The sequence below is a fragment of the Thermococcus sp. genome (assembly GCF_027052235.1).
Classification (GTDB): Archaea; Methanobacteriota_B; Thermococci; order Thermococcales; family Thermococcaceae; genus Thermococcus.
This window is the reverse complement of sequence record NZ_JALUFF010000063.1, coordinates 47,300-68,416: the sequence shown is the minus strand read 5'-3', so window position 1 is coordinate 68,416 and position 21,117 is coordinate 47,300. Positions and strand designations below refer to the sequence as shown.

Sequence of the window (21,117 nt, the reverse complement as noted above, 5' to 3'; positions counted from 1 at the left end):
TTTTGCCGACTTTTCTCCGGTGGGAGCATGGGGCTGTTTGATTTTCTCAGGAAGAAGGCTGAGAAAGAGACCGGCGGGGAGTTTATAGCCTCCCGAAGACCCGTGGCGACCTTTAGGGTTGAGCAGATTATGAACATCATGGGCAGGGAGGCACTCATCGGGACGGTCGAGGGAATAATATACCCCGGCTACAAGGTTAAGGGGAAGGGAATAGCCATAATCCGGGAAATCCAGAAGGACAGGAAAAGGGTGGACTTTGCCGTTGACGGTGATAGAGTTGCCCTTATCCTTGAGGGAAATACAAACGCTAAAAAAGGAGAGAGGCTCGAAGTTTATCAGTCGTGAGGTGGTAGGATGATAATCTGGGATGACCACTTCCACGTTGACCCATATCACGGTCTCTTTCTAGAGGCTGTGAAGCAGTTCCACCGCGCCGGGGGAACTCACCTGGTGGTTGTTTACAAGACGGCACACGACTACGGCTTTCCCGGATTGAAAGCCGAGGACTTTATGAAGGCCATGGACTTCCACGTTAAACTTGTGGAGAGGATAAACAGGGAGACACCGGTGAAGGCCTACGCGGTGGTTGGTGTCCATCCAGCGGAATTCGATTACCTGGCAAGGGAGAAGGGACTAAGATACGCCAAAAACGAGGTCATGAAGGCTTTGGAATACGCCCAAAAGTTCTGCATTGAGGGGAAGGCAGTAGGCATAGGAGAGATAGGGAGGCCTCACTACGAGGTTGGCGAGGAAATCTGGGAGGCGAGCATAGAGCTGATGAAGTACGGGATGGCGCTGGCGAAAGAGGCCGACTGCGCGGTTCAGCTTCACACTGAGAGCTTTGACGAAGCTAAGTTCAGGGAACTCGGGGAGTACGTAAGGGAAGTCGGTATAAAGCCCTATAAGGTTGTGAAGCACTTCTCTCCGCCACTGGTTAAAGTTGCGGAGGAGGTAGGCGTCTTCCCGAGCATTATCGCGAGCAAAAAGAACATCGAGGAGGCCATCAAGCAGGGCAACCGCTTCATGATGGAGACGGACTACATAGACGACAAGCGCCGTCCGGGGGCTGTACTCGGACCGAAGACGGTTCCAAAGAGAACGAAAGCCTTCCTCCAGAACGGCATCTTTACGGAGGAGGACGTCTATAAAATTCACGTGGAGAACCCGAGGAAGGTTTACGGGGTCGAGGTGGAGGAGTGAGTCCATATGCCCTCTTTCCCGGTGGCATTGAGATGCAAAAACTTAATAAAGTCCGGGGCGTTCAAATGGCCGGCGGGGCCGTGGGGTAGCTTGGTCCATCCTGCGGGCTTTGGGAGCCCGTGACCCGGGTTCGAATCCCGGCGGCCCCACCATCGAAACTTTGCTTGGCAACCTTTTTGAGTGAGTTTTTGAAGGGTTGGAGCAGAAGAGGTTTGGTTTTTAGCGCTCCTTTGTAGCACAGTTGTCCTTTTGTAGGTGTTTCTTCTCATAGAAACTTTGATTCGGTAAAGTTTGAAAGAAAAGGGAAGAGGGTTCAGCCGAAGAGGGCGCCGAGACCAGCGAGGGCCTCCTCCTCGCTGACCTCCTCTTCCTCTTCCTCCTCTTCCTCCTCCTGGGCGGTCTCGGCCGGGGCCTCGGCCGGAGCGGCTGCGACCGCCACAGGAGCGGCAACGGGCATCGCGGCCTTCTCGATGACCTCGTCTATGTTGACGCCCTCAAGGGCAGCGACGAGGGCCTTTATCCTGGCCTCATCCGGGGTAATTCCAGCGGCCTCAAGGACTGCCTTGAGGTTCTCCTCGTTTATCTCCTTACCAGCGGCGTGGAGTAGCAGAGCGGCATACACGTACTCCATTTTTCGCACCTCCAATCATCTTCATCCTTTTTCTTTTCATCTCAGGGGTTAGGGAATGCATGGAAAGGGAATCAGCCGAAGAGGGCGCCCAGTCCGGCAAGGGCTTCCTCCTCGGAAGCCTCCTCTTCTTCCTCTTCCTCCTCCTCGGCCTCTTCAACCTTCTCCTCTACCTGAGGCTGTGTGGCAACTGCCACTTGAGCCTGAGCGTTTAAAAGCTCTTTGGTCTTCTCGTCAAGCAGTTCCTCCGGCAGGTTCTGGGCTATGAGCAGGAGAGCGCGTACAGCCCTGCCGAAGATTTCCTCGATGGTCTCCTTGGTGATGTAGCCAGCCTCGACGGCAACGTTCTTCGCTCCAAGGAAGGCCTTCTGGATGATTGCCTCGATCGTCTGCTTGGTCGGGTACGCTGTGTTGACCGACAGGTTGAAGGCGTGCATGTAGGCCTTCTGGAGCATGTTGATGTATTCCTGCTCGTCAATAGCGAGTACCTCTGGGGTGTAGATTACACCCTCTTCATAGGCTGCGAGAAGGTTGAGACCAACCTCGAGTGGCTCTATTCCAAGTGCGTTGAGGATTCTTGCGAGCTGTTCGGTTATGACTTCTCCGGCCCTGAGTACCGTGTAGTCCTTCTGGATGCTGACCTTGCCCTTCTCGATCCTCGCCGGGATTCCAAGGGCCTGCATTTCGCCGACGAGCGGCCCCGGCGGTATCGAGGTAGGGCCGGCTGGTATGACGACGTCGTGTGGGACGACCGCACCTGGTTTTGCTGGGGCCGGGGTCTTGCTCTCCTCAAGGAGCTTGTACAGCTTGAAGGGGTTCATCTCCGTTGCAAGTATCGCGGCTCCACCCTGGATGTAGTCTGCGAGCTTCTCAAGCTCAGGCTTTCCAAGTTCCTGGGCGGCTCTCTTTATGGCGAGCTCGATGAGGGTATTCCTGCTCACGCGGAGGAGAGCCTTCCCGCGGAGCTTGTCACGCATCTTGCTGAGCGGGTAAGCTGGGACGCCGGCCACGTCAACAAGGGCTACCACTGGGTGGCTCTTGATAATCTTTGTGAGCTCTTCAACTTCCTTCTTCTTCCACTCGGCTACGTGGGCCATCTCCCTCACCTCTCAACCTTCACGGCCGGGCCCATCGTCGTCTTGATGTACACTGACTTCACCTGGTTCTCACCGCGCTCAAGCTTGTTTATGATAGCGTTGAGTACTGCCTCGGCGTTTTCGGCGAGCTTCTCGTCGTCCATATCTTCAGTGCCTATTCTCGCGTGAACCACCGGGTTGTTCTTGAGCTGTATCCTGACGGTTTTCTTGAGCTTGTTAACTATGGGTTCAAGGTTCGTCATCGTCGGCGGGACAACCACTGGCATCTTGTTCCTGGGACCGAGGTACCTACCGAGGTACCTACCAATCTTTGGCATCAATGGAGCTGCCGCTATGAAGAAGTCGTAACGCTTCGCCAGCTTTCTCGCCTGTCTTGGGTTCTTGGCGAGCTCCTCAAGTTCCTCTCCACTAATCACATCAAGCCCGAGCTTTTTAGCCGCCTCGGCAACGGCACCATCAGCGATGACCGCGATCTTTGGTTCCTTCCCACGACCGTGGGGCAGCACAACCTCAAGCTTGAACCTGTTCTCCGGCTTGCGGAGGTCTATATCCTTGAGGTTGACTGCTATCTCGACGGTCTGTGTGAAGTTGCGCGGCTTAGCCCGGGCCTTCGCCTCCTTCACCGCTTCCACGAGTTTCTGCCTGTCGAAGGCCATTTACAGCCCTCCTCTTATTTGTTGATTTAATCCAAAAGTCAAACACGGCGACCCTCAAAGTTGAGGGTTGGGGATAAGACCCCACCCCGCCGGCAAAGCCGGATTGAGGGCTATCGTTCTCACACCTGTGGGGAGATTTTTAAAGTTTTCCCTTACTCCTCGGCTTTTTCAAAAAGCTCGTCGTAGAGGCCCTCGTCGACCTCTCTCTGAACTTCCCTGGGGTCTTTGCCCTCTATCGTGACTCCCATGCTCAAAGCGGTTCCCATGACCTCTTTGGCTGCGGCTTTGAGCGTTGGTGAGAGCATCTGGTCGATCTTCATCTTCGCTATCTTGATGACCTGCTCCATGGTGAGGTTCCCCACGGGACTGTGCACTGGCTCGCTTGAACCTTTGGGAATGCCGAGTTCCTTCTTGATGAGCTGGCTCGTTGGCGGTATTCCCACCTCGATCCTGAAGGTCTTCTTCTTTGGATCCTCGACGATGACCTTGACGGGAACCTGCATTCCCTCGAACTCTTTGGTGGCTTTGTTTATTTCGTCAACGACCTGCTTGACGTTGAGTCCGAGCGGACCGATTGCCGGACCGAGTGGCGGTCCGGGTGTTGCTTTTCCACCCTCAACGAGAACTTCAACTACCTGCGGCATTCATCTCACCCCTTGAGTTTGTCTCAGCCGTCACTCCTTTTGGCGTTTGCTTATAAGTCTAACGTATTCGCCCCTCACCGTAACTGGTATTGGGACGACAGAACCTATGAGCTCGACGACTATCTCGTCCTTACCTTCATCAACCCTAACAACTTTGGCCTTTTCGCCCTTGAAGGGCCCGGCAATTAGCTCAACGATGTCGCCCGGTTCGAAGCCACTCACGGCAGGTTTCTCCTCTAGGAAGTGCTCTATTTCGCTGAAGGGTATCTCCCCGGGGAGGACGCGCTTCGCGTGCCTTATCCCCCTTATGGCCTCGTCAACGGCGCTCTTGTTCGGGGCCTCGACGAAGATGTACCCCCTGACTTTGCTCGGTGCGAGTATCGCGTATACGGGAAGGTTGTAGGTCTTGACCTTGCTGTATATCAGGTTTGCCGTCGTAATCTCCTGGCCTACGGTGACGTTGACTGTGAATATTTTGCCCTCTGCCATGGCCGATCCCCTCATGAGCCGGTGACCAGGTAGCCTATTATGCGGATTATCATCCCGATCGTTCCTATTAGAATCATCCCTATGCCCGTTATCTTAACGGCCATTTTAAACTCCTTCATCCCGGGCTTTCGGGTAACGAGGAGAACCCTCTTGGACTCTGCCATGAAGCTTCTGAGCTTCTCTACAGTACCGGCCATTTTTTACCCCCCTGCAGATTCAGAGCTCTTCGAGGTCGAGCTTTATGGTTTTCTTTTCCTCCTCACCAAAGTATGAGGTAGTTTCCTCCTCCTCAACAACTGCATAGGGCGAGCTGACGCCCGTGACGACGAGGAGAATCCTTATCATCTTGCCGAGTTCCTCATCAAGCTGGACGCCCCAGATGACCTGGGCCTCCGGATCGAGCTTGCTGGTGACCAGCTCTATTATCTGCTGGGCCTCCTCAAGCTTGACGTCGCTTCCGCTGATGCTTATGAGTGCTCCTTTTGCACCGCTGATGTCAACGTCGAGAAGGGGACTGTTCAGGGCCTGCTGAGCAGCTTCGAGGGCTCTCTTCTCGCTGTCGCTCTCGCCTATGCCGATCATCGCAACACCGCCGTCCTTCATAACCGCACGGACGTCGTTGAAGTCGAGGTTGACGAGACCGGGCTTGGTGATGAGCTCTGTTATGCCCTTGACTGCCTGAACGAGTATCTCGTCGGCGACCTTAAAGGCCATGTGTATCGGAAGGTTGGGAGCCACTTCCATCAGCTTGTCGTTTGGGATGACTATGACGGTGTCCGTGTTCTTCCTGAGTTTCTCAAGGCCGTACTCAGCGTTCTTGATGCGCCTTATCCCCTCGACCGTAAACGGAAGTGTCACGACTGCAACGGTAAGTGCTCCCATCTTCTTGGCTATCTCGGCCACAACGGGTGCGGCGCCAGTTCCGGTTCCACCGCCGAGACCGCAGGTTATGAAGACCATGTCGGCCCCTTCGAGGGCCTCCCTTATCTCTCTCTCGCTTTCCCTCGCCGCCTCTTCGCCCATCTTCGGGTTGTTTCCTGCTCCAAGTCCTCTGGTGAGTTCCTTGCCGATGAGTATCTTCTGGTGAGCCTTTATTTTGAGCAGGTCTTGGGCATCGGTGTTCACGGCTATTATCTTAGCCCCCTCTATTCCGACCTGCATCATCCTGTTAACGGTGTTACAGCCGGCACCGCCAACACCAACGACGTATATCTTGGCCTGTATTTGTTCGAGGAGCCTTCTGAGCTCCTCGTCGATATCCGACTGCGGGGCTACCTCCGGAACCTTGGAGGGGGTAGCGGAGGTCCTCTCTATGGCATCTTCAATCAGCTTCAGCATCTTTTTCACCCTCCGGGGAGTTTAACACCCTTTGTGGTTTGCTGGAAGTGGTATATAAACTTAGCTAACCCGAAACTGATTTAAAATGCCGGGCTCTCTCTTTAAAGCTTTCGCTTCAATCTCTGATGAACTCAAGGCCGAGTTCCTCGGCAAGTTTTCTCGCGAGCTGTCTCGTCTCCCCCCTGCTGCCCTTCCAGTCAACGTATATCACCTCAACCCTCCTAGAGCTCCTCTCAATGGCTTTCAGGAGCATTTCCCGTGAAACTGGATGGGCGTACTTTGGCGCGATGTGGCCGAAGGCGAAGTCGCCCTCCAGCGCCCTCTTGGTCTGCTTGGGTGCGTAATGTCCGCCACCTATCCCGACCGCGACCTTGAAGCTGGCCCTCTCGTAGTTTTTGAGAACATACATTATTGTCTCTGCTATTATCTCTCCCGCCCTGTCGTTTACCCATTCCTCCTCGCTTGAGCCTATCTCTATGAAAAAGCTTGGGACAGAAAGCTCGCTCGGGCCGTGGTGGGTTGCCTCATAGCAGACCGTCCAGCCGAGGTCGTTGAGCTCGTTCATCTTGAGCAGGGCCAGCTTCATCGCGTTTGGCTCTGCGATGGCTAAACTCCCATCCTTCCCTCCGTACATGGCTTTCCCCCAGTTCCCGGTAACGTGGGTTGTTAGGGCTGGAAGCTTTTGCTTGCTTGAGTGCCTTGAGGCGAAGGCTATTATCTCGGGCCTTACCTTGAGCTGTTTCTCTATTGACTTGTCAAGTCCGTCGTAGTATATCATCTCTCCGTTGGTCGTGAGGATTAGGGTGTCCGCCTTCCTGTAAACCGGGTTTCCATCAAAGGTTAACTCGGTCTCGGTAAAGCCGAAGTTCTCCACGAGCTTTTCCATGATGTTCATCGAGGCCTTGTCAACTTTGGTTGTCATTATCACCTTCATCAACAGCACCACATCCAGTTGGGGCTCGAATTATAAAGCATTCGGCTTCTCTATTGATTTTCAGATGGTTACAATTATGTAAAATAATCATCGAAATTGTCACAAACATGATCCGCTAATCCCAGAAAGTTTTTCAGGCTTGTAACAAAAACTATTTAAAAAAGAAAGTTCCCTAATATCCTGATATGGCCATATAGCCATTGTTGTCCATCAAGCGGAGGTGTTTGATATGAAGAAACTGAGTGCCATCGCCCTTGTGGCGGTGCTCTTCCTGTCGGTCTTCGTGGCCGGCTGTGTTGGAAGTCAGGGCGGGACTTCAACCGCCACTAAGAGCTCCAGTTCCGGTGTTAGCTATACCGGAACCATAACAATATACACCGGAGGTACCAGCGGAGTTTACTACCCGCTCGGTTCAAAGTACGCGGAACTCCTCAATAAGGCTGGAATTAAGGCCAAAGCTGTTACAAGCGGTGCCAGTGTCTCGAACGCCAAGGCAATCGGTGATGGGAACGCGCAGGCGGCTATAATGCAGAACGATGTTGCATACTACGCCTACAACGGTCTCTACATGTTCCAGGGTAGCCCGATAAAGAAGCTCCGCGGTGTCGCCGCTCTCTACCCCGAGACCGTTCAGTTCGTCGTTAGGGCTGACAGTGATATAAAGACCCTCCAGGACCTTGCTGGTAAGAAGGTTGCCATCGGTGCTCCTGGAAGTGGAACCGCCGTTGCAGCCGAGCAGATACTTAAGGCTGCCGGTGTATGGGACAAGATACAGAAGGTCAACCAGAAGTTCAGCCAGGCCGCTCAGGCTCTTAAGCTCGGCCAGATTGACGCTGCCGTTATAGTTTCAGGCGCCCCAACCCCCGCAATTACCCAGATAGCAGTTACAACCCCAGTTAGGGTTCTTCCGATTCCGGACGACATACTCAATAAGCTCAAGAACGAGGGATACATATTCTACGTCCGCCAGGTCCTCCCGAAGGACACCTACAAGGGAATGACCGAGGACACCCCCACTCTTGCCGTTAAGGCAATCCTCGTGGCGAGCGCTGACCTTCCGGAGGACGTGGTTTACGAGATGACCAAGGTTCTCTTCGACAACGTTGAGGCCCTCAGGGCCGTTCACCAGAAGGCCCGCTTCATAAGCCTCAAGACAGCCCTCGACGGTATGAGCATACCGCTTCACCCAGGGGCTTACAAGTACTACAAGGAGAAGGGTCTCAGCGTGCCCGACAAGATTAAACCACCCAGCGGGTGAAGGCCTTGAGAAAGGCCCTCTTTCTTTTCATTCTTCTGCTTCTAATGGGTTTTCCCCTTAAATCACTTGTAATAAGTCAGTCTGGCCATTCCCAGGTCTTCATATTGGGTGATAAATGGCTCAGAATCCAGTACAATCACAGCGTTGAGCACAGTGAGGTGATTGAAATAATAGAGGCTAACAGAAGGGGAATGTTCGTTCGAGAGATGCTCTGGGGAGATTTCGGAGCCGGTCTCCCCGAGGACATCCAGGGTCTGAAGGACGGGTATTATTACAAAAAAATAGACCAGCCCCTGGGTGACAGCCTCGATTACTGGTTTATACCCTTCAATCGGCCTGAGATTATAGTGGACAATGAGACCGTGATAGTGCCCAGAACTCCCGGTTTAGTTCACCTTAAAATTAAAACCTGTCCTGTAATCCTTGTACTGATTGGGAGGTGTTAGAATGGAAAACCCTACGGATGTTGAAAAACTGGAGGAAGTGATAAGCAGAACGAGGAAGTTGCCCCCCAGCCTTGAGAGGGTAGTAACGGTGGCGGCGGTTCTCATTGGAATATACGAAATCCTGTTCATCTTCAATTTCAACGGTGCCCTCTATGACATGCTCTCAAGACTCGGAATAAAGCTCCACTTCCTTCTTTACACACTTCAGAGTCAGCAGGGGGAGGCCTTTGTTCTGGCCATGATCCTCATAATAGCTTTTATGCTCTACCCCTTCAGGAAGACCGAGCGCTTTAAGAACGTTGGTCTGCTCGACTACACTTTCATCTTCCTCAGCCTGCTCACGATGTTCTATTTGTTCTTTAGGTATCCCAGCTACGCGGAGAATGCAACGGTCTATCCCAGGGACGTTTTCTTTGCAATTCTTGCAATAATAGTCGTTCTTGAGGGGACGAGGAGGGTTATTGGCTGGGTTCTGCCCGTTGTCGTTCTTGTCTTTTTGGGCTACGCTGTATGGAACACGGGCTTTAATTGGACGATGTTCTCTGAACATATGTATCTGGCGAGTGAGGGCATCTTCGCAACGCCCCTCTACGTCATGACGATATACGTCTTCGCTTTCATCTTCTTCGGGGCGTTCCTTCTTAAGATTGGTATAAGCGACTATATAACCGAGTTCATGATAACCCTTTTCGGCTCAAGGCCCGGGGGGCCGGCAAAGGCTGCTGTTATAGCCAGCGGTTTAATGGGGACCGTCAGCGGTTCGAGTGTGGCAAACGTCCTAACAACGGGAACGTTCACGATACCCCTCATGAAAAGGGCCGGTTATCCTCCGGAGATTGCCGGTGCCGTTGAACCGGTTGCCTCAACCGGAGGTCAGCTGATGCCCCCGATAATGGGTGCAGCCGCCTTCATAATGGCCGAGTTCTTGGGGATACCATATAATAAAATAATAATAGCGGCGGTAATACCCGCCTTGGTCTACTACTCCGGCGTCTATCTCTTTATAGACAGGGAAACCAAAAGACTTGGACTTAAAGGAATGCCAAGGGAGCACTTTAAACCGCTTGGCTACTTCATAAGGAAGAGCTACATTCTCCTTCCAATAGTCGTCATAACGGTTGCCCTCGTCTGGGGAATCCCAGCCCACATATCGGCAATATCCTCGCTTGGCGTGGCAATATGGGTTGCGTGGGTCTCAAAGGATGAGATAAGTGGTAATGAGGCACTCTACGTGGCAACGGTTCTCATAGGGACTACACTTATGTTCCTCGGCTACGGCTGGCAGGCCCTGGTTGGTCTGTCCCTCATACTCGTGGCGCTGGCCCTCGTCAGAAAGGGCGTTGCATTCAACGAGAAGCTCTACATAAGTCTGCTCTTCCTGCTCTTCATAGCTCTCAACCAAGCAATAGGGGTGAGCAAGGAGAACCTGCTCTTTATGACGGGAATATTCGGGATAGTGTTCTCTCTCGTAGTCGGGGCAATATCGAAGACCTCGGATGGCAAAATGATGTACTCCGCAACATACGAATCGATGATTGAGGCAGGAAAGACGAGTACCGCCGTCATGCTGGCAGCTGCGAGTGCGGGCTTGATTCAGGGTTCCCTGACGATAACAGGACTTGCGAATTCCCTGGGTTATCGCTTGGCTGACCTGACCGGAGGAAACCTCTGGTTACTCCTAGTGGTGACGATGGTATTTAGCCTCATCCTTGGGATGGGGGTTCCAACAACCGCAAACTATATCATAACCTCCCTTGTCATGGCCCCTGCAATTTATCAGGCGGTAAGCAACTTGGCTCCCTATGACCAGCCTGTTCCGGGCTTTGGGACCGTTATCGCTCTCTTGGCAGCCCACTTCTTCGTCTTCTACTTCGGAATACTGGCCGATATAACCCCACCAGTCGCACTCGCCAGCTACGCAGGTTCAGCCTTGGCCGGGGGTGACTTCTGGAAAACAGCCCTCAACGCCGTCCGCTATGCTGTGGCTGGTTACATAGGGCCTTATATTTACTTCACACATCCCGAGATGTTTCTGATAACAGTTAAGCACTGGAACCTCCACACTGCTGGCCTAGTGTTATACGACCTCGGCGCTACGATACTGGTTCTTTACATGCTTTCAGTGGGCTTTACCGGTTGGCTCAGGGGACACCTGAACAAGGTGTACAGAATAGCTCTCATAGTAACGGCATTTGCGGCCGCGACACTGAACGTGGTTATAGTCGGCCTTGGGCTGGTGCTTCTTTTGGCCGGCTATTTTGTTGGGGGACGGCGGGCAACACCCGCCTGACTACCCTTCCATCATGTTTTGCAAGGTTTCTATAAGTTCTTCGCTAGTTTGGTTTATCGTTTGAGTTGCGGTCTTCACGGTTCTCATGACTAGTCTTATGGCAATAAGAACCATCACGAGTGCGAGGGCTATCATAAAGAGGTATTCAACGGCGGCTTGGGCCCGCCTCATCTTCATCCCCGGTTATGAAATGAGTGTTTCGGGTTATAACCATTTGGTCAGTAGAGCATGACCTCAAAGCCGAGTTCGCTCAGCAGGTCGGCCAGCTCCTCGGGGTCGATGTAAGCAAGTAGGTGGTGGTTCCCCAGAGTTCCGTCTATGAAATCCGGGGCGTCTTCTATCCTAAGAACTACCTGCGTCCTGCACCTGTTCTCGGAGTGCTCGTTGTCTTGGACTTCAACTCCCCCAACAACCGCTCTTCTACCCCTTATTTTGAAGAGAGCTCCCTTACCCGTGGGGAGCTTGGCTTCAACGCCCACTCCGAGTCCGCTCTCGAAGTGGCTCCTCAGGCGGTATCTCCACAGAAGGGGAGCGGTGCAGTGGGCGAGGATTATGTAGTCCTCCCCAAAGTCGGCGATGTTTCCCATAAAGGCTGGCTTTCCGAAGAACTTCCTGATCACGACCATTCCCAGCAGGGAGTTGAGCTCCCCCTCACATGCCGCTGGAATCCCCTCGGCGTTGAACATCGCCAGCGCCAGGCAGGGGGTTGCTCCAAGCTTTCCTATCAGGTCAAAGCAACCTATTGTGAATCCCTCCAGCCGGTAGTCCTCCAGAATTCTCCTTATGGCCAGGTAAATTCTCCCCGCCTTGACGAGCGCCTCTCTCTCCGGCTCCACGATTTCCTCGGCATTCTCGACGACTCCTCTAACTGCTTCCCAGCCCTCCTCATCGCCAACGTTGTCATAGTATTCGTAGAACTTCTTGAGGCTTATGTGGGTGTAGGGCATCTCAAACCTCTCGTTCACAAGCCAGGGGGAGACCCTGCCTATCAGTCCTATCCTCGCCTTGAGGAACTTGTCGAGGGTCTCCTTCATGTCTTCATAGGCGAGGAGTGATGCCTTGAGCTCATCGTAATCCTTCACGAGGGTTGAGGGAACGAGCCTGTCCCTGAGGTACTCCCTTATCTCTATTCCAGCAGCTAGGGAGTTGTTGTAGGGGTCGCCGAAGACGACGGTGGGACGCCTGAAGACCGCGAACTCCTTCAAAACTCCCTCGGTTCCACCGGTGAGGGGATAAAGCACTATTGCATCGACCTCGTTGAAGTTCACCTCCTCCTTGGTTCTCTTGAAGTCTTCCCTGACCTTGAGGACGAAACCCCCAACGACGTCAAACTCCCTGGAGAGAACCTCTATGAACTCGGAGACCCTTCCGGCAAAGGCCCTCTCGTCAGCAAGCTCGCTTATCCCGAAGACAACTCCGACCTTCATCAGACCACCTAACGTTTTAAAGAGACCTGCCTAAATAAGGTTGTGGTGCCCATGAAGTTCGTCCTCGACACGAGCATCTTCGTCAACCCCGACATAAGGCGCGACTTCGGTGATAGCCCAACGGAGGCGATGAGGGTTTTTCTGGGCTACGCGGAGAAGCTCTTTGGAAAGGTGGAGTTTTACATGCCCCCCGGAATATACAGGGAGGTCATGCACTTCGTCGAGGACGAGGATTTGAGGCCGGCAATAGAGCTGTACATCATAAAGAAGCCACCCAACGTCCACGAGCTGAAAATTCCCGCCTTCGTTGTCTACGAGCTCATAGACGACATAAGGAGAAGGATTGATAAGGGTCTTCGCGTTGCCGAGAAGGCCGTCCGCGAGAGCGTCATCGAGACGGACAACGTTGACAAGATAATCCAGAAGCTCAGGAGAAACTACCGCAAGGCGTTGAGGGAGGGTATAGTGGACAGCAAAGAGGACTTCGAGCTCATCCTTCTGGCAATGGAACTCGACGCGACAATAGTCTCGGCGGATGTGGGAATACTCACGTGGGCTCAAAAGATGGGAATTAGGTGGATAGACGCCTCGACCTTCAGGGAAGTGCTTGAGGGACTCGTTGCAAAGCTTGGAGAGAAAAATTTATAAACGCTGGGGGCATCGTATCATCGGCGCCCCGGTGGCTCAGCCTGGTGGAGCGGCCGCTTGGTAAGCGGCAGGTCGCGGGTTCAAACCCCGCCCGGGGCTCCATTCTCACGGACTCCTTCGACTTGAATCTGTTTTGACGCGCTTGTTTCATCTGCCTTTCGGAAGTTCATTACCTTTGGTCTCTTATCACCTTTCTTTGCAAAAAAGTTTCACACTTCTGGGTCCGAAAAAAGGTGGAAAGGTTCGAAAGCCTTTTAAATAGTCCTCACAAGCTCCCTTCAGCTTAGGGGAGACAGTGGGGGCAGGATGAAGGAAAATGGCCTGGCACGTCTTCATTCCAGATTCACTCCTTGAGGAGACCGATGACCCCAAGATAAGAACCTACAAGGTTGGACAAATAGCTAGGGCCTGTGCAATCTTCGGCGTCGAGCACGTATGGATATACCGGGCCGGCGGTAGGGACGGCAGGTTCATAAAAACCGTGCTTGAATACATGGAAACACCCCAGTATCTCAGGAAGCGGCTGTTCCCTCTCCTGCCCGAGCTCAAATACATCGGCGTCGTCCCCCCGCTGAGGACACCACACCACAAGCTCAAGGGAAAGCCCAGGGTTGGGGAAATCCGCGAGGGCTTCGCTTTCAGAAAGGGGAAGAGAATCTACGCTGATATAGGGTTCGATGAGCTCGCTCTGGTGGAGGGGAACGTGAGGGGGCGCGCAACCTTCAAGATTATCTCGGTGAGGCCATTAAGGGTAATACCAGCGAAACCGGAAGAATACTGGGGATACAGGGTTCACCTGAGTGGGAAACCGCTGGCAAAAACACTTAAAAAGGCCGAGCTGGACTTGGTCATCGCGACCTCAAGGAAGGGTCGCGATGTGAGGCACGCTAAAATCCCGCCCCTTGAGGGTGAGGTCGGGTTCGTGTTCGGCTCGCCGAGGAGGGGCGTTATGGAGTTGCTGGAGGAGAAGTACGAGTTCGACCTCGTGCTGAACACGATCCCGAACCAGCGGACCAAAACCGTCCGCACCGAGGAGGCACTACTGGCAACTCTCGCGATATTTAATCTCATGAGGAGGGATTGAGATGGGAAAGGTTCACAGACCAAGGAGAGGTTCACTCGCCTACTCCCCGAGGAAGAGGGCTAGGAGCATAGTCCCGAGAATCAAGAAGTGGCCACAGGACAGTGAGGTCAGGATGCTGGGCTTTGCAGGCTACAAGGCCGGAATGACCCACATCCTCATGATAGACGACAGCCCCGGACTCACGAAGGGCAAGGAGATATTCGTGCCCGTTACGATAGTCGAGGTTCCGCCACTCTTCGTTTACGGGATAAGGGCCTACAAGCAGGGCTACCTTGGCCTCGAAACAGCGACCGAGGTCTGGTTCTACGACCTCAACAAGTACGTCAAGAGGCGCATAAAGACCCTGCCCAAGGAGTATGGCGAAGATGCATTCAACGCCAAGCTCGGTCAGCTTGAGGACCTCGTCAACGACGGCGAGATAGTGGACATAAGGCTCCTCGTCCACACCCAGCCCTGGCTCGTCAAGCTCAAGAAGAAGCCTGAGGTAATGGAGTACGCCATCGGTGGCGACGACGTTAAAGCGAAGTTTGCCTACGCCAAAGAGAAGATCGGCAAGGAGCTCCGCGCTAGCGAGGTTCTCCACGAGGGTGAGCTCCTCGATGTCATAGCCGTCACCAAGGGCAAGGGAACCCAGGGCCCGGTTAAGCGCTGGGGCGTCAAGGTTCAGTTCCACAAGGCCCAGCGTGCTGGAAAGGGCAGGCACATCGGCAACCTCGGTCCCTGGCATCCGGCCAGGGTTATGTGGACCGTTCCGCAGGCAGGTCAGATGGGCTTCCACCACAGGACCGAGTTCAACAAGAGGCTCATCGCCATCGGTGAGAACGGCAAGCTCAAGCTCGACGAGAAGCACGAGATAGAGATCACCCCGAAGGGTGGCTTCCCGCACTACGGCATCGTAAGGAGCGACTTCCTTATGATTGAGGGAAGCGTTCCCGGTTCCTTCAAGAGAATAATCAGGGTTAGGCCGGCCATAAGGCCACCCAAGAAGAGACCGCCCGTTGAGAGGCCACAGATAACCTACGTCAGTAGGGAGTCCAAGCAGTGAGGTGAGATGAATGAAGGTTAAGGTCTTTAATCTCGAAGGTGAGCCGGTGGAGGAGATAGAGCTCCCCAAGGTCTTCAGCACACCTTACAGGCCGGACCTCATAAGGAGGGCTGTAATCGCTTCATGGACGCACAGAATACAGCCTCAGGGAAGGAGCCCGTACGCCGGCAAGAGGCGCGTCACCGAGAACATCGGAAAGGGCCACGGCATGGCGAGGGTTGAGAGGATAAAGACCTCACCGAGGTTCGCAGCATTCGTTCCCTTCGCGAGGGGAGGCAGGAGAACCCACCCGCCGAAGGTCGAGAAGATAATCTGGGAGGACATCAACAAGAAGGAGCGCAGGTTGGCTATAATGAGCGCCATAGCTGCAACAGCTAATCCAGACCTCGTCAAGGCCAGGGGGCACGTTATAGACAACGTTCCGGCGTTTCCCCTCGTTGTAGTTGACGACCTTGAGAAGGTCTTCAAGACCGCCCAGACCAGGGAGATATTCAAGAAGCTCGGCGTCTGGGACGACATCGAGAGGGCAAAGAGGAACACCAAGATAAGGGCCGGAAAGGGTAAGATGCGCGGAAGGCGCTACAAGAAGGCCAAGGGTCCGCTCATAGTCGTTGCCAAGAACGAGGGAATCGTCCAGGGAGCGAGAAACCACCCGGGTGTCGATGTGGTTACCGTTGACAACCTCGGCGTTGAGCTCCTTGCCCCCGGAACGCACCCGGGAAGGCTGACCATATGGACAAAGGGAGCGATAGAGAGGCTTAGGGAGATTTACGGGTGATGGAAATGGATCCGTATAAGGTCATCATAAGGCCCCTCGTCACCGAGAAGGCCGTCTCCCTGATAGAGAGGGAGAACAAGCTCACCTTCATAGTTGACAGGAGGGCAACCAAGGCAGACATCAAGAGGGCCGTGGAAGAGATGTTCAACGTCAAGGTCGAGAAGGTGAACACGCTGATCACAATGAAGGGTGAGAAGAAGGCCTACGTCAAGCTCAAGCCCGAATACGACGCGAGTGAGATAGCGGCAAGGTTGGGATTGTTCTGAGGTGATGTGAGATGGGAAAGAGTCTCATCCAGCAGAGGAGGGGTAAGGGAAGCACGACCTTTAGGGCACCCTCCCACCGCTACAGGGGTGCCGTGAAGTACGTCCCACTTAACGTCACGAAGGAGAAAACCCTCCGCGGTGAGGTCGTCGAGATACTCCACGACCCGGGGAGGACTGCCCCGGTTGCAAGGGTAAAGTTCGAGGACGGCACAGAAAAGCTCATCCTAGCCCCAGAAGGGGTTCTCGTTGGCCAGGAGGTCTACATAGGGCCTGAGGCTCCTATAGCCATAGGCAACACCCTTCCGCTGGCGAAGATACCGGAGGGAACCTACGTCTACAACATCGAGGGCATTCCTGGAGACGGCGGAAAGTACGTTAGGGCTGGAGGAACCTACGCCCTCGTCGTCAGCAGGGAGAGGGGAAAGGTCATCGTCCAGCTCCCGAGCGGTGAGCTGAAGCAGTTCAAACCCGAGTGCAGGGCAACGATAGGTGTTGTCGCTGGCGGTGGAAGGCTTGAGAAGCCGATCGTCAAGGCCGGTAAGGCCTACTACATAGCCAAGGCCAGAAACAGGTTCTGGCCGAAGCCGAGGGGCGTCAAGATGAACGCCGTCAACCACCCGCACGGTGGTAAGGAGCACCACATTGGAAGGCCTTCAACAGTCTCTAGAAGAGCCCCACCCGGAAGGAAGGTCGGTCACATAGCCGCGAGAAGAACCGGTAGGAGGAAGTGAAGATGGCGAGAAAGAAGGAGTTCAGGTATAGAGGTTACACCCTCGATGAGCTTCTCAACATGTCACTGGAGGAGTTCGCCAAGCTCCTCCCGAGCAGGCAGAGGAGGAGCCTAAAGAGGGGCCTTTCCCCGGAGCAGAAGAAGCTCCTCAGGAAGATAAGGCTCGCCAAGAAGGGCAAGTACAAGAAGCCCATAAGAACCCACAGCAGGGACATGGTTATCTTGCCAGAGATGGTTGGCATGACAATCCACGTCCACAACGGCAAGGAGTTCGTCCCGGTGGAAATAAAGCCTGAAATGATAGGTCACTATCTCGGAGAGTTCGCCATGACGAGGAAGGTCGTTCAGCACGGTTCACCGGGTGTTGGAGCAACCAGGTCGTCGATGTTCGTGGCAATCAAGTGAGGTGGTTTAGATGAGCAGGGGCAGGTTTTCCTACTCATTCCAAAATTTTGACCCCGACAGGATGGCGAGGGCGAGCGGAAGGGACTTAAGGATTTCGCCAAAGCACAGCGTTGAACTGCTCAGGGAAATCAGGGGAATGATGCTCAACGACGCCCTCAAGTACCTCGATGACGTCATAGCAAAGAAGAGGCCCGTTCCAATGAGGCGCTTCAACGACAGCCAGGGACACAAGCCGGGCAAGGGCTTCGGTCCCGGAAGGTATCCGGTCAAGGTGGCAAAAGCCGTCAAGAAAATACTCCTCAACGCCAAGAACAACGCGGAGCAGAAGGGCCTTGACGTTGACAGGCTCAAGATAATCCATGCCGCTGCCCACAGGGGCCCTGTCCTCAGGGGATACATCCCAAGGGCATTCGGTAGGGCAACCCCCTTCAACGAAGAAACAACCCACATAGAGATAGTCGTCGAGGAGATTAGGAGGTGAGACTTTGGCGATCGAGAGATACTTCATCAGGGAAGGCGTTAAGGAGATGCTCATCGACGAGTACCTTGAGAAGGAACTCAGAAGAGCCGGCTACGGTGGGCTCGACATAAAGAAGACCCCCCTCGGAACAAAGGTGATAATCTTCGCTGCAAGCCCCGGCTACGTCATTGGAAGGGGCGGAAGGAGGATAAGAGAACTTACCAGGACCCTTGAGAGGAAGTTCGGACTTGAGAACCCCCAGATCGAAGTCGAGGAGATCAAGAACCCCTACCTCAACGCCAAGGTTCAGGCGGTTCGCTTGGCTCAGGCCCTTGAGAGGGGTATACACTTCAGGAGAGCTGCCTATTCAGCGATCAGAGCCATCATGAGGAACGGTGCTCGCGGTGTCGAGATTCGCCTGAGCGGGAAGCTCACCGGCGAGAGGGCCAAGAGCGTCCGCTTCTACCAGGGTTACCTCGCCAAGGTCGGAAACCCGGCCGAAACCCTCGTCAGCAAGGGCTATGCTCAAGCTCTGCTCAAGCTCGGTGTCATAGGTGTCAAGGTCGCCATAATGCCGCCCGAGGCCAAGCTTCCGGATGAGATTGAGGTCAAGGAGATAGTCGAGGAAGAGGTGAGCGGAAATGAAGCCCAGTGAGATTAGGGACATGACCATCGAGGAGATCGACAAGAAGATAAGGGAGCTCCGCCTTGAGCTTGCCAAGGAGCGTGGTGTGCTCACCATGGGGGCCTCCATGGAGAATCCCATGGTCATCCGCAATCTTAGGCGCGACATAGCGCGCCTGCTTACCATAAGGAATGAAAAGCTTAGGGAGAAAAAAGGGTGAGGTTAGGTGCCGAGGATTGTGAACCCTCTGGATGAGATGCTCTTTAAGGAAGTGCTGAAGGAACAGCAGAGGATTAGGGTCTACATTGAGAGGGCCCGTTACGGAAAGCTTAAGACCATAATCGAGGGCATAGACGAGAAAGAGTTCGACCTTGAGGACATAGCAAAGAAACTGAAGGCGAAGCTGGCATGCGGCGGAACGGTAAAGAAAGGACGGATAGAGCTCCAGGGAGACCACAGAGACCGTATCAAGAAGTTGCTGGCAGACCTTGGATTTTCAGAGGAGCTCATAGAGGTCGAGTGACGGCAAAAAACATAATCTGGCACGAGCTCATTGGACTGAAAGCAAAGATTATAAGGGCATCTCATCCAGAGCTGGTCGGCATCGAGGGCTACGTCCTCGACGAGACTAGGAACACCCTCGTGATAGGTGGGGAGAGGGTGTGGATTGTCCCGAAGGATGTGGTCGAGATAGAGTTTGACCTCGGCGATGAGAAGATTAGGATTAACGGTCGCGAACTAATCGGCAGGCCCGAGATGAGATTGAAAAAGAGGTGGCGGAAATGAGAGAGATAGGATTGAAGGTTCAGCCTCCCTCTGAGGTTTGTAACGACCCCAGGTGCCCCTGGCACGGGAACCTCAAGATACACGGCAGGTACTTTGAGGGTGTAGTCGTCAGCGACAAGGGCAAGAAGACCGTAGTCGTTGAGAGACAGTACTACCACTACCTCAAAAAGTACGAGCGTTATGAGCTCAGGAGGAGCAAGATACACGCCCACAACCCCGAGTGCATCAACGCCAAGGTTGGCGACCGCGTTCTCATAGCGGAGACCAGACCGATAAGCAAGACCAAGAGCTGGGTTGTCGTCGCGGTAACCAAGAGAGCCGAGCACAGGGAGGGAGTGTGAAATGGCCAAGAAGGGTGCCGGTGCAACCAGGGGAATTAGCCCCGTCAGGCCCACCCGTGCTTTGCCCGTTGGGGCCTACCTCAAGGTTGCCGACAACAGCGGAGCCAAGGTAATCCAGATTATAGGTGTCGTCGGCTACAAGGGGACGAGGAGGAGGCTCGCAAGCGCGGGCGTTGGCGACATGGTCATAGCTACCGTCAAGAAGGGAAGGCCCGACATCAGGCATCAGGTAGTTAGGGCCGTCATCGTCAGGCAGAGGAAAGAATACAGGAGGCTCGACGGCATGCGCGTCAAGTTTGAGGACAACGCGGCAGCTATAGTTACCCCCGAGGGTGTTCCGAGGGGAACCGAGATCAGGGGTGCCATTGCTAGAGAAGCAGCTGAAAGGTGGGTCAGGCTCGGAAGCATAGCGAGCATAGTGTTGTGAGGTGAGAGAGATGGAGTTGAACACGAGACAGCCGAGAAAGCAGAGGAGGTTCCTCTACAACGCTCCCCTTCACCTGAGGGGCAAGATAATGAGCGCAACCCTCAGCAAGGACCTGAGGGAGAAGTACGGAGTTAGGAACCTCCCAATCAGGGTTGGGGACAAGGTCAGGATCATGCGCGGTGACTTCAGGGGGAAGGAAGGAAAGGTCGCTGAGGTCGACCTCAAGAGGTACAGGATATACGTTGAGGGCGTCACCCAGAAGAAGACCGACGGAACCGAGGTGTTCTACCCGGTTCACCCGTCGAACGTCATGATTGTGGAGCTCAACCTTGAGGATGAGAGAAGGGAGAAGATAATTAAGAGGAGGGCTGAGTGATGGCGAGAAAGGGCCCAAAGAGGCATCTTAAGAGGCTTGCCGCTCCCACGGCTTGGTACATCCCTAGGAAGGCCCACAAGTGGGCCGTCCGCCCGAGCCCGGGACCGCACAACATGAAGACATCAATTCCTCTGCTCTACATCGTCAGGGACTACCTCGGCTACGCAAAGACCGCCCGTGAGGCCAGGAAGATACTCAATGAGGGCAAGGTTCTCGTTGACGGTCGCGTTAGGAAGGACTACCGCTTCCCGGTTGGCATAATGGACGTCATCTCGATACCAGAGACCGGCGAGCACTACAGGGTTCTCCCGAACAGGATAGGAAAGCTCATACTCCACCCGATAAGCGAGGAAGAGGCCAAGATTAAGCCCTTCAGAATAAACAACAAGCGCATGGTCAAGGGGGCAAAGGTTCAGCTCAACCTCCACGACGGAAGCAACCACCTCGTGAGCCTTGTTGAGAAGGACGCCTACAGAACATCCTACACCGTCATAATGCAGGTTCCCGAAAGGCAGATCATCAAGGTGCTTCCCTTTGAGGTCGGCGCCTACGTCTTCGTTACCCAGGGTAAGAACGTTGCAAGGAAGGGCAGGATTGTCGAGGTCAGGCAGTTCCCGATGGGCTGGCCGGACGTCGTCACCATCAAGGACGAGAACGGTGAGCTCTTCGATACCCTGAAGGAGTACGCCTTCGTCGTTGGAAAGGAGAAGCCCGAGATTTCCCTGCCGTGAGGTGAGAT

At 54.1% G+C, this 21,117-nt stretch carries 31 protein-coding genes and 2 tRNA genes; 23 read left to right on the top strand and 10 right to left on the bottom strand.

Annotated elements, in window-relative coordinates:
• Positions 1-27 precede the first annotated feature (27 nt).
• The 3 genes from pbp11 to MVC73_RS08320 all read left to right on the top strand — a co-directional run bounded on the left by pbp11 (position 28) and on the right by MVC73_RS08320 (position 1,352).
• The gene (gene pbp11, locus MVC73_RS08330; protein ID WP_297509551.1) at positions 28-345 is read left to right on the top strand and encodes a tRNA-binding protein Pbp11; all 318 of its coding nucleotides are present in this window, start codon (positions 28-30) and stop codon (positions 343-345) included.
• A gap of 9 nt (positions 346-354) precedes the next feature.
• Positions 355-1,200 carry a TatD family hydrolase gene (locus MVC73_RS08325; RefSeq protein WP_297509549.1) on the top strand — a complete coding sequence of 282 codons (846 nt, stop codon included), beginning with the start codon at positions 355-357 and terminating at the stop codon, positions 1,198-1,200.
• Between the two features lie 74 nt (positions 1,201-1,274).
• Positions 1,275-1,352, top strand: a tRNA-Pro gene (locus MVC73_RS08320).
• A gap of 161 nt (positions 1,353-1,513) precedes the next feature.
• On the opposite strand, the gene rpl12p is transcribed toward MVC73_RS08320, so the two are convergent.
• From rpl12p to MVC73_RS08280, 8 genes are all read right to left on the bottom strand, one after another.
• Entirely contained in the window at positions 1,514-1,831 is a 318-nt protein-coding gene (gene rpl12p / locus MVC73_RS08315) for a 50S ribosomal protein P1 (protein WP_297509546.1), read from the bottom strand.
• A gap of 71 nt (positions 1,832-1,902) precedes the next feature.
• A complete protein-coding gene (locus MVC73_RS08310; protein WP_297509543.1) occupies positions 1,903-2,925 on the bottom strand; it encodes a 50S ribosomal protein L10 in 1,023 nt (340 codons plus the stop codon).
• A 5-nt stretch (positions 2,926-2,930) separates the two neighbouring features.
• Positions 2,931-3,581 carry a 50S ribosomal protein L1 gene (locus MVC73_RS08305; protein ID WP_297509541.1) on the bottom strand — a complete coding sequence of 217 codons (651 nt, stop codon included), beginning with the start codon at positions 3,579-3,581 and terminating at the stop codon, positions 2,931-2,933.
• Between the two features lie 152 nt (positions 3,582-3,733).
• A complete protein-coding gene (locus tag MVC73_RS08300) occupies positions 3,734-4,225 on the bottom strand; it encodes a 50S ribosomal protein L11 (RefSeq protein ID WP_297509539.1) in 492 nt (163 codons plus the stop codon).
• 30 nt (positions 4,226-4,255) lie between these two features.
• Positions 4,256-4,714, bottom strand: a complete 459-nt coding sequence (locus MVC73_RS08295) for a transcription elongation factor Spt5 (RefSeq protein WP_297509536.1) — start codon at positions 4,712-4,714, stop codon at positions 4,256-4,258.
• A gap of 11 nt (positions 4,715-4,725) precedes the next feature.
• The gene (locus MVC73_RS08290; RefSeq protein WP_297509533.1) at positions 4,726-4,911 is read right to left on the bottom strand and encodes a protein translocase SEC61 complex subunit gamma; all 186 of its coding nucleotides are present in this window, start codon (positions 4,909-4,911) and stop codon (positions 4,726-4,728) included.
• A gap of 19 nt (positions 4,912-4,930) precedes the next feature.
• Positions 4,931-6,052, bottom strand: a complete 1,122-nt coding sequence (gene ftsZ, locus MVC73_RS08285; RefSeq protein WP_297509530.1) for a cell division protein FtsZ — start codon at positions 6,050-6,052, stop codon at positions 4,931-4,933.
• A gap of 115 nt (positions 6,053-6,167) precedes the next feature.
• On the bottom strand, positions 6,168-6,986 hold the full coding sequence (locus tag MVC73_RS08280; RefSeq protein ID WP_297509628.1) for a D-aminoacyl-tRNA deacylase: 819 nt from the start codon (positions 6,984-6,986) through the stop codon (positions 6,168-6,170).
• 229 nt (positions 6,987-7,215) lie between these two features.
• On the opposite strand from MVC73_RS08280, the gene MVC73_RS08275 reads away from it, so the two are divergent.
• Genes MVC73_RS08275 through MVC73_RS08265 form a run of 3 tightly spaced genes read left to right on the top strand, consistent with a single transcriptional unit; the run spans position 7,216 to position 10,980 of the window.
• Complete coding sequence (locus MVC73_RS08275; protein ID WP_297509527.1) at positions 7,216-8,244, top strand: TAXI family TRAP transporter solute-binding subunit; 1,029 nt, start codon at positions 7,216-7,218, stop codon at positions 8,242-8,244.
• The gene (locus MVC73_RS08270) at positions 8,241-8,690 is read left to right on the top strand and encodes a DUF1850 domain-containing protein (protein WP_297509524.1); all 450 of its coding nucleotides are present in this window, start codon (positions 8,241-8,243) and stop codon (positions 8,688-8,690) included. Before MVC73_RS08275 ends, MVC73_RS08270 begins: the two co-directional genes overlap by 4 nt.
• A 1-nt stretch (position 8,691) precedes the next feature.
• A complete protein-coding gene (locus tag MVC73_RS08265; RefSeq protein WP_297509522.1) occupies positions 8,692-10,980 on the top strand; it encodes a TRAP transporter fused permease subunit in 2,289 nt (762 codons plus the stop codon).
• On the opposite strand, the gene MVC73_RS08260 is transcribed toward MVC73_RS08265, so the two are convergent.
• Together MVC73_RS08260 and MVC73_RS08255 are read right to left on the bottom strand one after the other, a co-directional pair.
• Complete coding sequence (locus MVC73_RS08260) at positions 10,981-11,157, bottom strand: class III signal peptide-containing protein (protein WP_366938951.1); 177 nt, start codon at positions 11,155-11,157, stop codon at positions 10,981-10,983. It abuts the gene before it with no gap.
• A gap of 41 nt (positions 11,158-11,198) precedes the next feature.
• On the bottom strand, positions 11,199-12,407 hold the full coding sequence (locus MVC73_RS08255; RefSeq protein WP_297509519.1) for a hypothetical protein: 1,209 nt from the start codon (positions 12,405-12,407) through the stop codon (positions 11,199-11,201).
• Between the two features lie 51 nt (positions 12,408-12,458).
• On the opposite strand from MVC73_RS08255, the gene MVC73_RS08250 reads away from it, so the two are divergent.
• From MVC73_RS08250 to MVC73_RS08170, 17 genes are all read left to right on the top strand, one after another.
• Positions 12,459-13,055 (top strand): RNA ligase partner protein, encoded by a 597-nt coding sequence (locus tag MVC73_RS08250; protein ID WP_297509622.1) that lies wholly within the window; start codon positions 12,459-12,461, stop codon positions 13,053-13,055.
• Between the two features lie 25 nt (positions 13,056-13,080).
• A tRNA-Thr gene (locus tag MVC73_RS08245) sits at positions 13,081-13,157 on the top strand.
• A gap of 214 nt (positions 13,158-13,371) precedes the next feature.
• The gene (locus tag MVC73_RS08240; RefSeq protein ID WP_297509516.1) at positions 13,372-14,139 is read left to right on the top strand and encodes a putative RNA uridine N3 methyltransferase; all 768 of its coding nucleotides are present in this window, start codon (positions 13,372-13,374) and stop codon (positions 14,137-14,139) included.
• Position 14,140: 1 nt separating this feature from the next.
• Positions 14,141-15,184: a 50S ribosomal protein L3 gene (locus MVC73_RS08235; RefSeq protein WP_297509513.1), complete on the top strand. Its 1,044-nt coding sequence runs from the start codon at positions 14,141-14,143 to the stop codon at positions 15,182-15,184.
• 10 nt (positions 15,185-15,194) lie between these two features.
• Entirely contained in the window at positions 15,195-15,962 is a 768-nt protein-coding gene (rpl4p, locus tag MVC73_RS08230; protein ID WP_297509510.1) for a 50S ribosomal protein L4, read from the top strand.
• Positions 15,963-15,967: 5 nt separating this feature from the next.
• Positions 15,968-16,228 carry a 50S ribosomal protein L23 gene (locus MVC73_RS08225; protein WP_297509620.1) on the top strand — a complete coding sequence of 87 codons (261 nt, stop codon included), beginning with the start codon at positions 15,968-15,970 and terminating at the stop codon, positions 16,226-16,228.
• Between the two features lie 11 nt (positions 16,229-16,239).
• Positions 16,240-16,959: a 50S ribosomal protein L2 gene (locus tag MVC73_RS08220; protein ID WP_297509508.1), complete on the top strand. Its 720-nt coding sequence runs from the start codon at positions 16,240-16,242 to the stop codon at positions 16,957-16,959.
• A 2-nt stretch (positions 16,960-16,961) separates the two neighbouring features.
• Complete coding sequence (locus MVC73_RS08215) at positions 16,962-17,363, top strand: 30S ribosomal protein S19 (RefSeq protein WP_297509617.1); 402 nt, start codon at positions 16,962-16,964, stop codon at positions 17,361-17,363.
• A 10-nt stretch (positions 17,364-17,373) separates the two neighbouring features.
• Positions 17,374-17,844, top strand: a complete 471-nt coding sequence (gene rplV / locus MVC73_RS08210) for a 50S ribosomal protein L22 (protein ID WP_297509505.1) — start codon at positions 17,374-17,376, stop codon at positions 17,842-17,844.
• Positions 17,845-17,848: 4 nt separating this feature from the next.
• Positions 17,849-18,478 carry a 30S ribosomal protein S3 gene (locus MVC73_RS08205; RefSeq protein WP_297509503.1) on the top strand — a complete coding sequence of 210 codons (630 nt, stop codon included), beginning with the start codon at positions 17,849-17,851 and terminating at the stop codon, positions 18,476-18,478.
• The gene (gene rpmC, locus MVC73_RS08200) at positions 18,465-18,668 is read left to right on the top strand and encodes a 50S ribosomal protein L29 (protein WP_297509500.1); all 204 of its coding nucleotides are present in this window, start codon (positions 18,465-18,467) and stop codon (positions 18,666-18,668) included. The genes MVC73_RS08205 and rpmC overlap by 14 nt, the downstream gene beginning before the upstream one ends.
• Before the next feature lie 36 nt (positions 18,669-18,704).
• Positions 18,705-18,971, top strand: a complete 267-nt coding sequence (gene yciH / locus MVC73_RS08195; protein WP_206205113.1) for a stress response translation initiation inhibitor YciH — start codon at positions 18,705-18,707, stop codon at positions 18,969-18,971.
• Positions 18,857-19,234: a ribonuclease P protein component 1 gene (locus MVC73_RS08190; protein ID WP_297509497.1), complete on the top strand. Its 378-nt coding sequence runs from the start codon at positions 18,857-18,859 to the stop codon at positions 19,232-19,234. Before yciH ends, MVC73_RS08190 begins: the two co-directional genes overlap by 115 nt.
• Complete coding sequence (locus tag MVC73_RS08185; RefSeq protein ID WP_297509495.1) at positions 19,231-19,575, top strand: 30S ribosomal protein S17; 345 nt, start codon at positions 19,231-19,233, stop codon at positions 19,573-19,575. The genes MVC73_RS08190 and MVC73_RS08185 overlap by 4 nt, the downstream gene beginning before the upstream one ends.
• A 1-nt stretch (position 19,576) precedes the next feature.
• A complete protein-coding gene (locus tag MVC73_RS08180) occupies positions 19,577-20,002 on the top strand; it encodes a 50S ribosomal protein L14 (protein WP_297509492.1) in 426 nt (141 codons plus the stop codon).
• Positions 20,003-20,012: 10 nt separating this feature from the next.
• Positions 20,013-20,378, top strand: coding sequence for a 50S ribosomal protein L24 (rplX, locus tag MVC73_RS08175; protein WP_297509489.1), 366 nt, complete (start codon positions 20,013-20,015; stop codon positions 20,376-20,378).
• Entirely contained in the window at positions 20,378-21,109 is a 732-nt protein-coding gene (locus tag MVC73_RS08170; protein WP_297509613.1) for a 30S ribosomal protein S4e, read from the top strand. The genes rplX and MVC73_RS08170 overlap by 1 nt, the downstream gene beginning before the upstream one ends.
• Positions 21,110-21,117 lie beyond the last annotated feature (8 nt).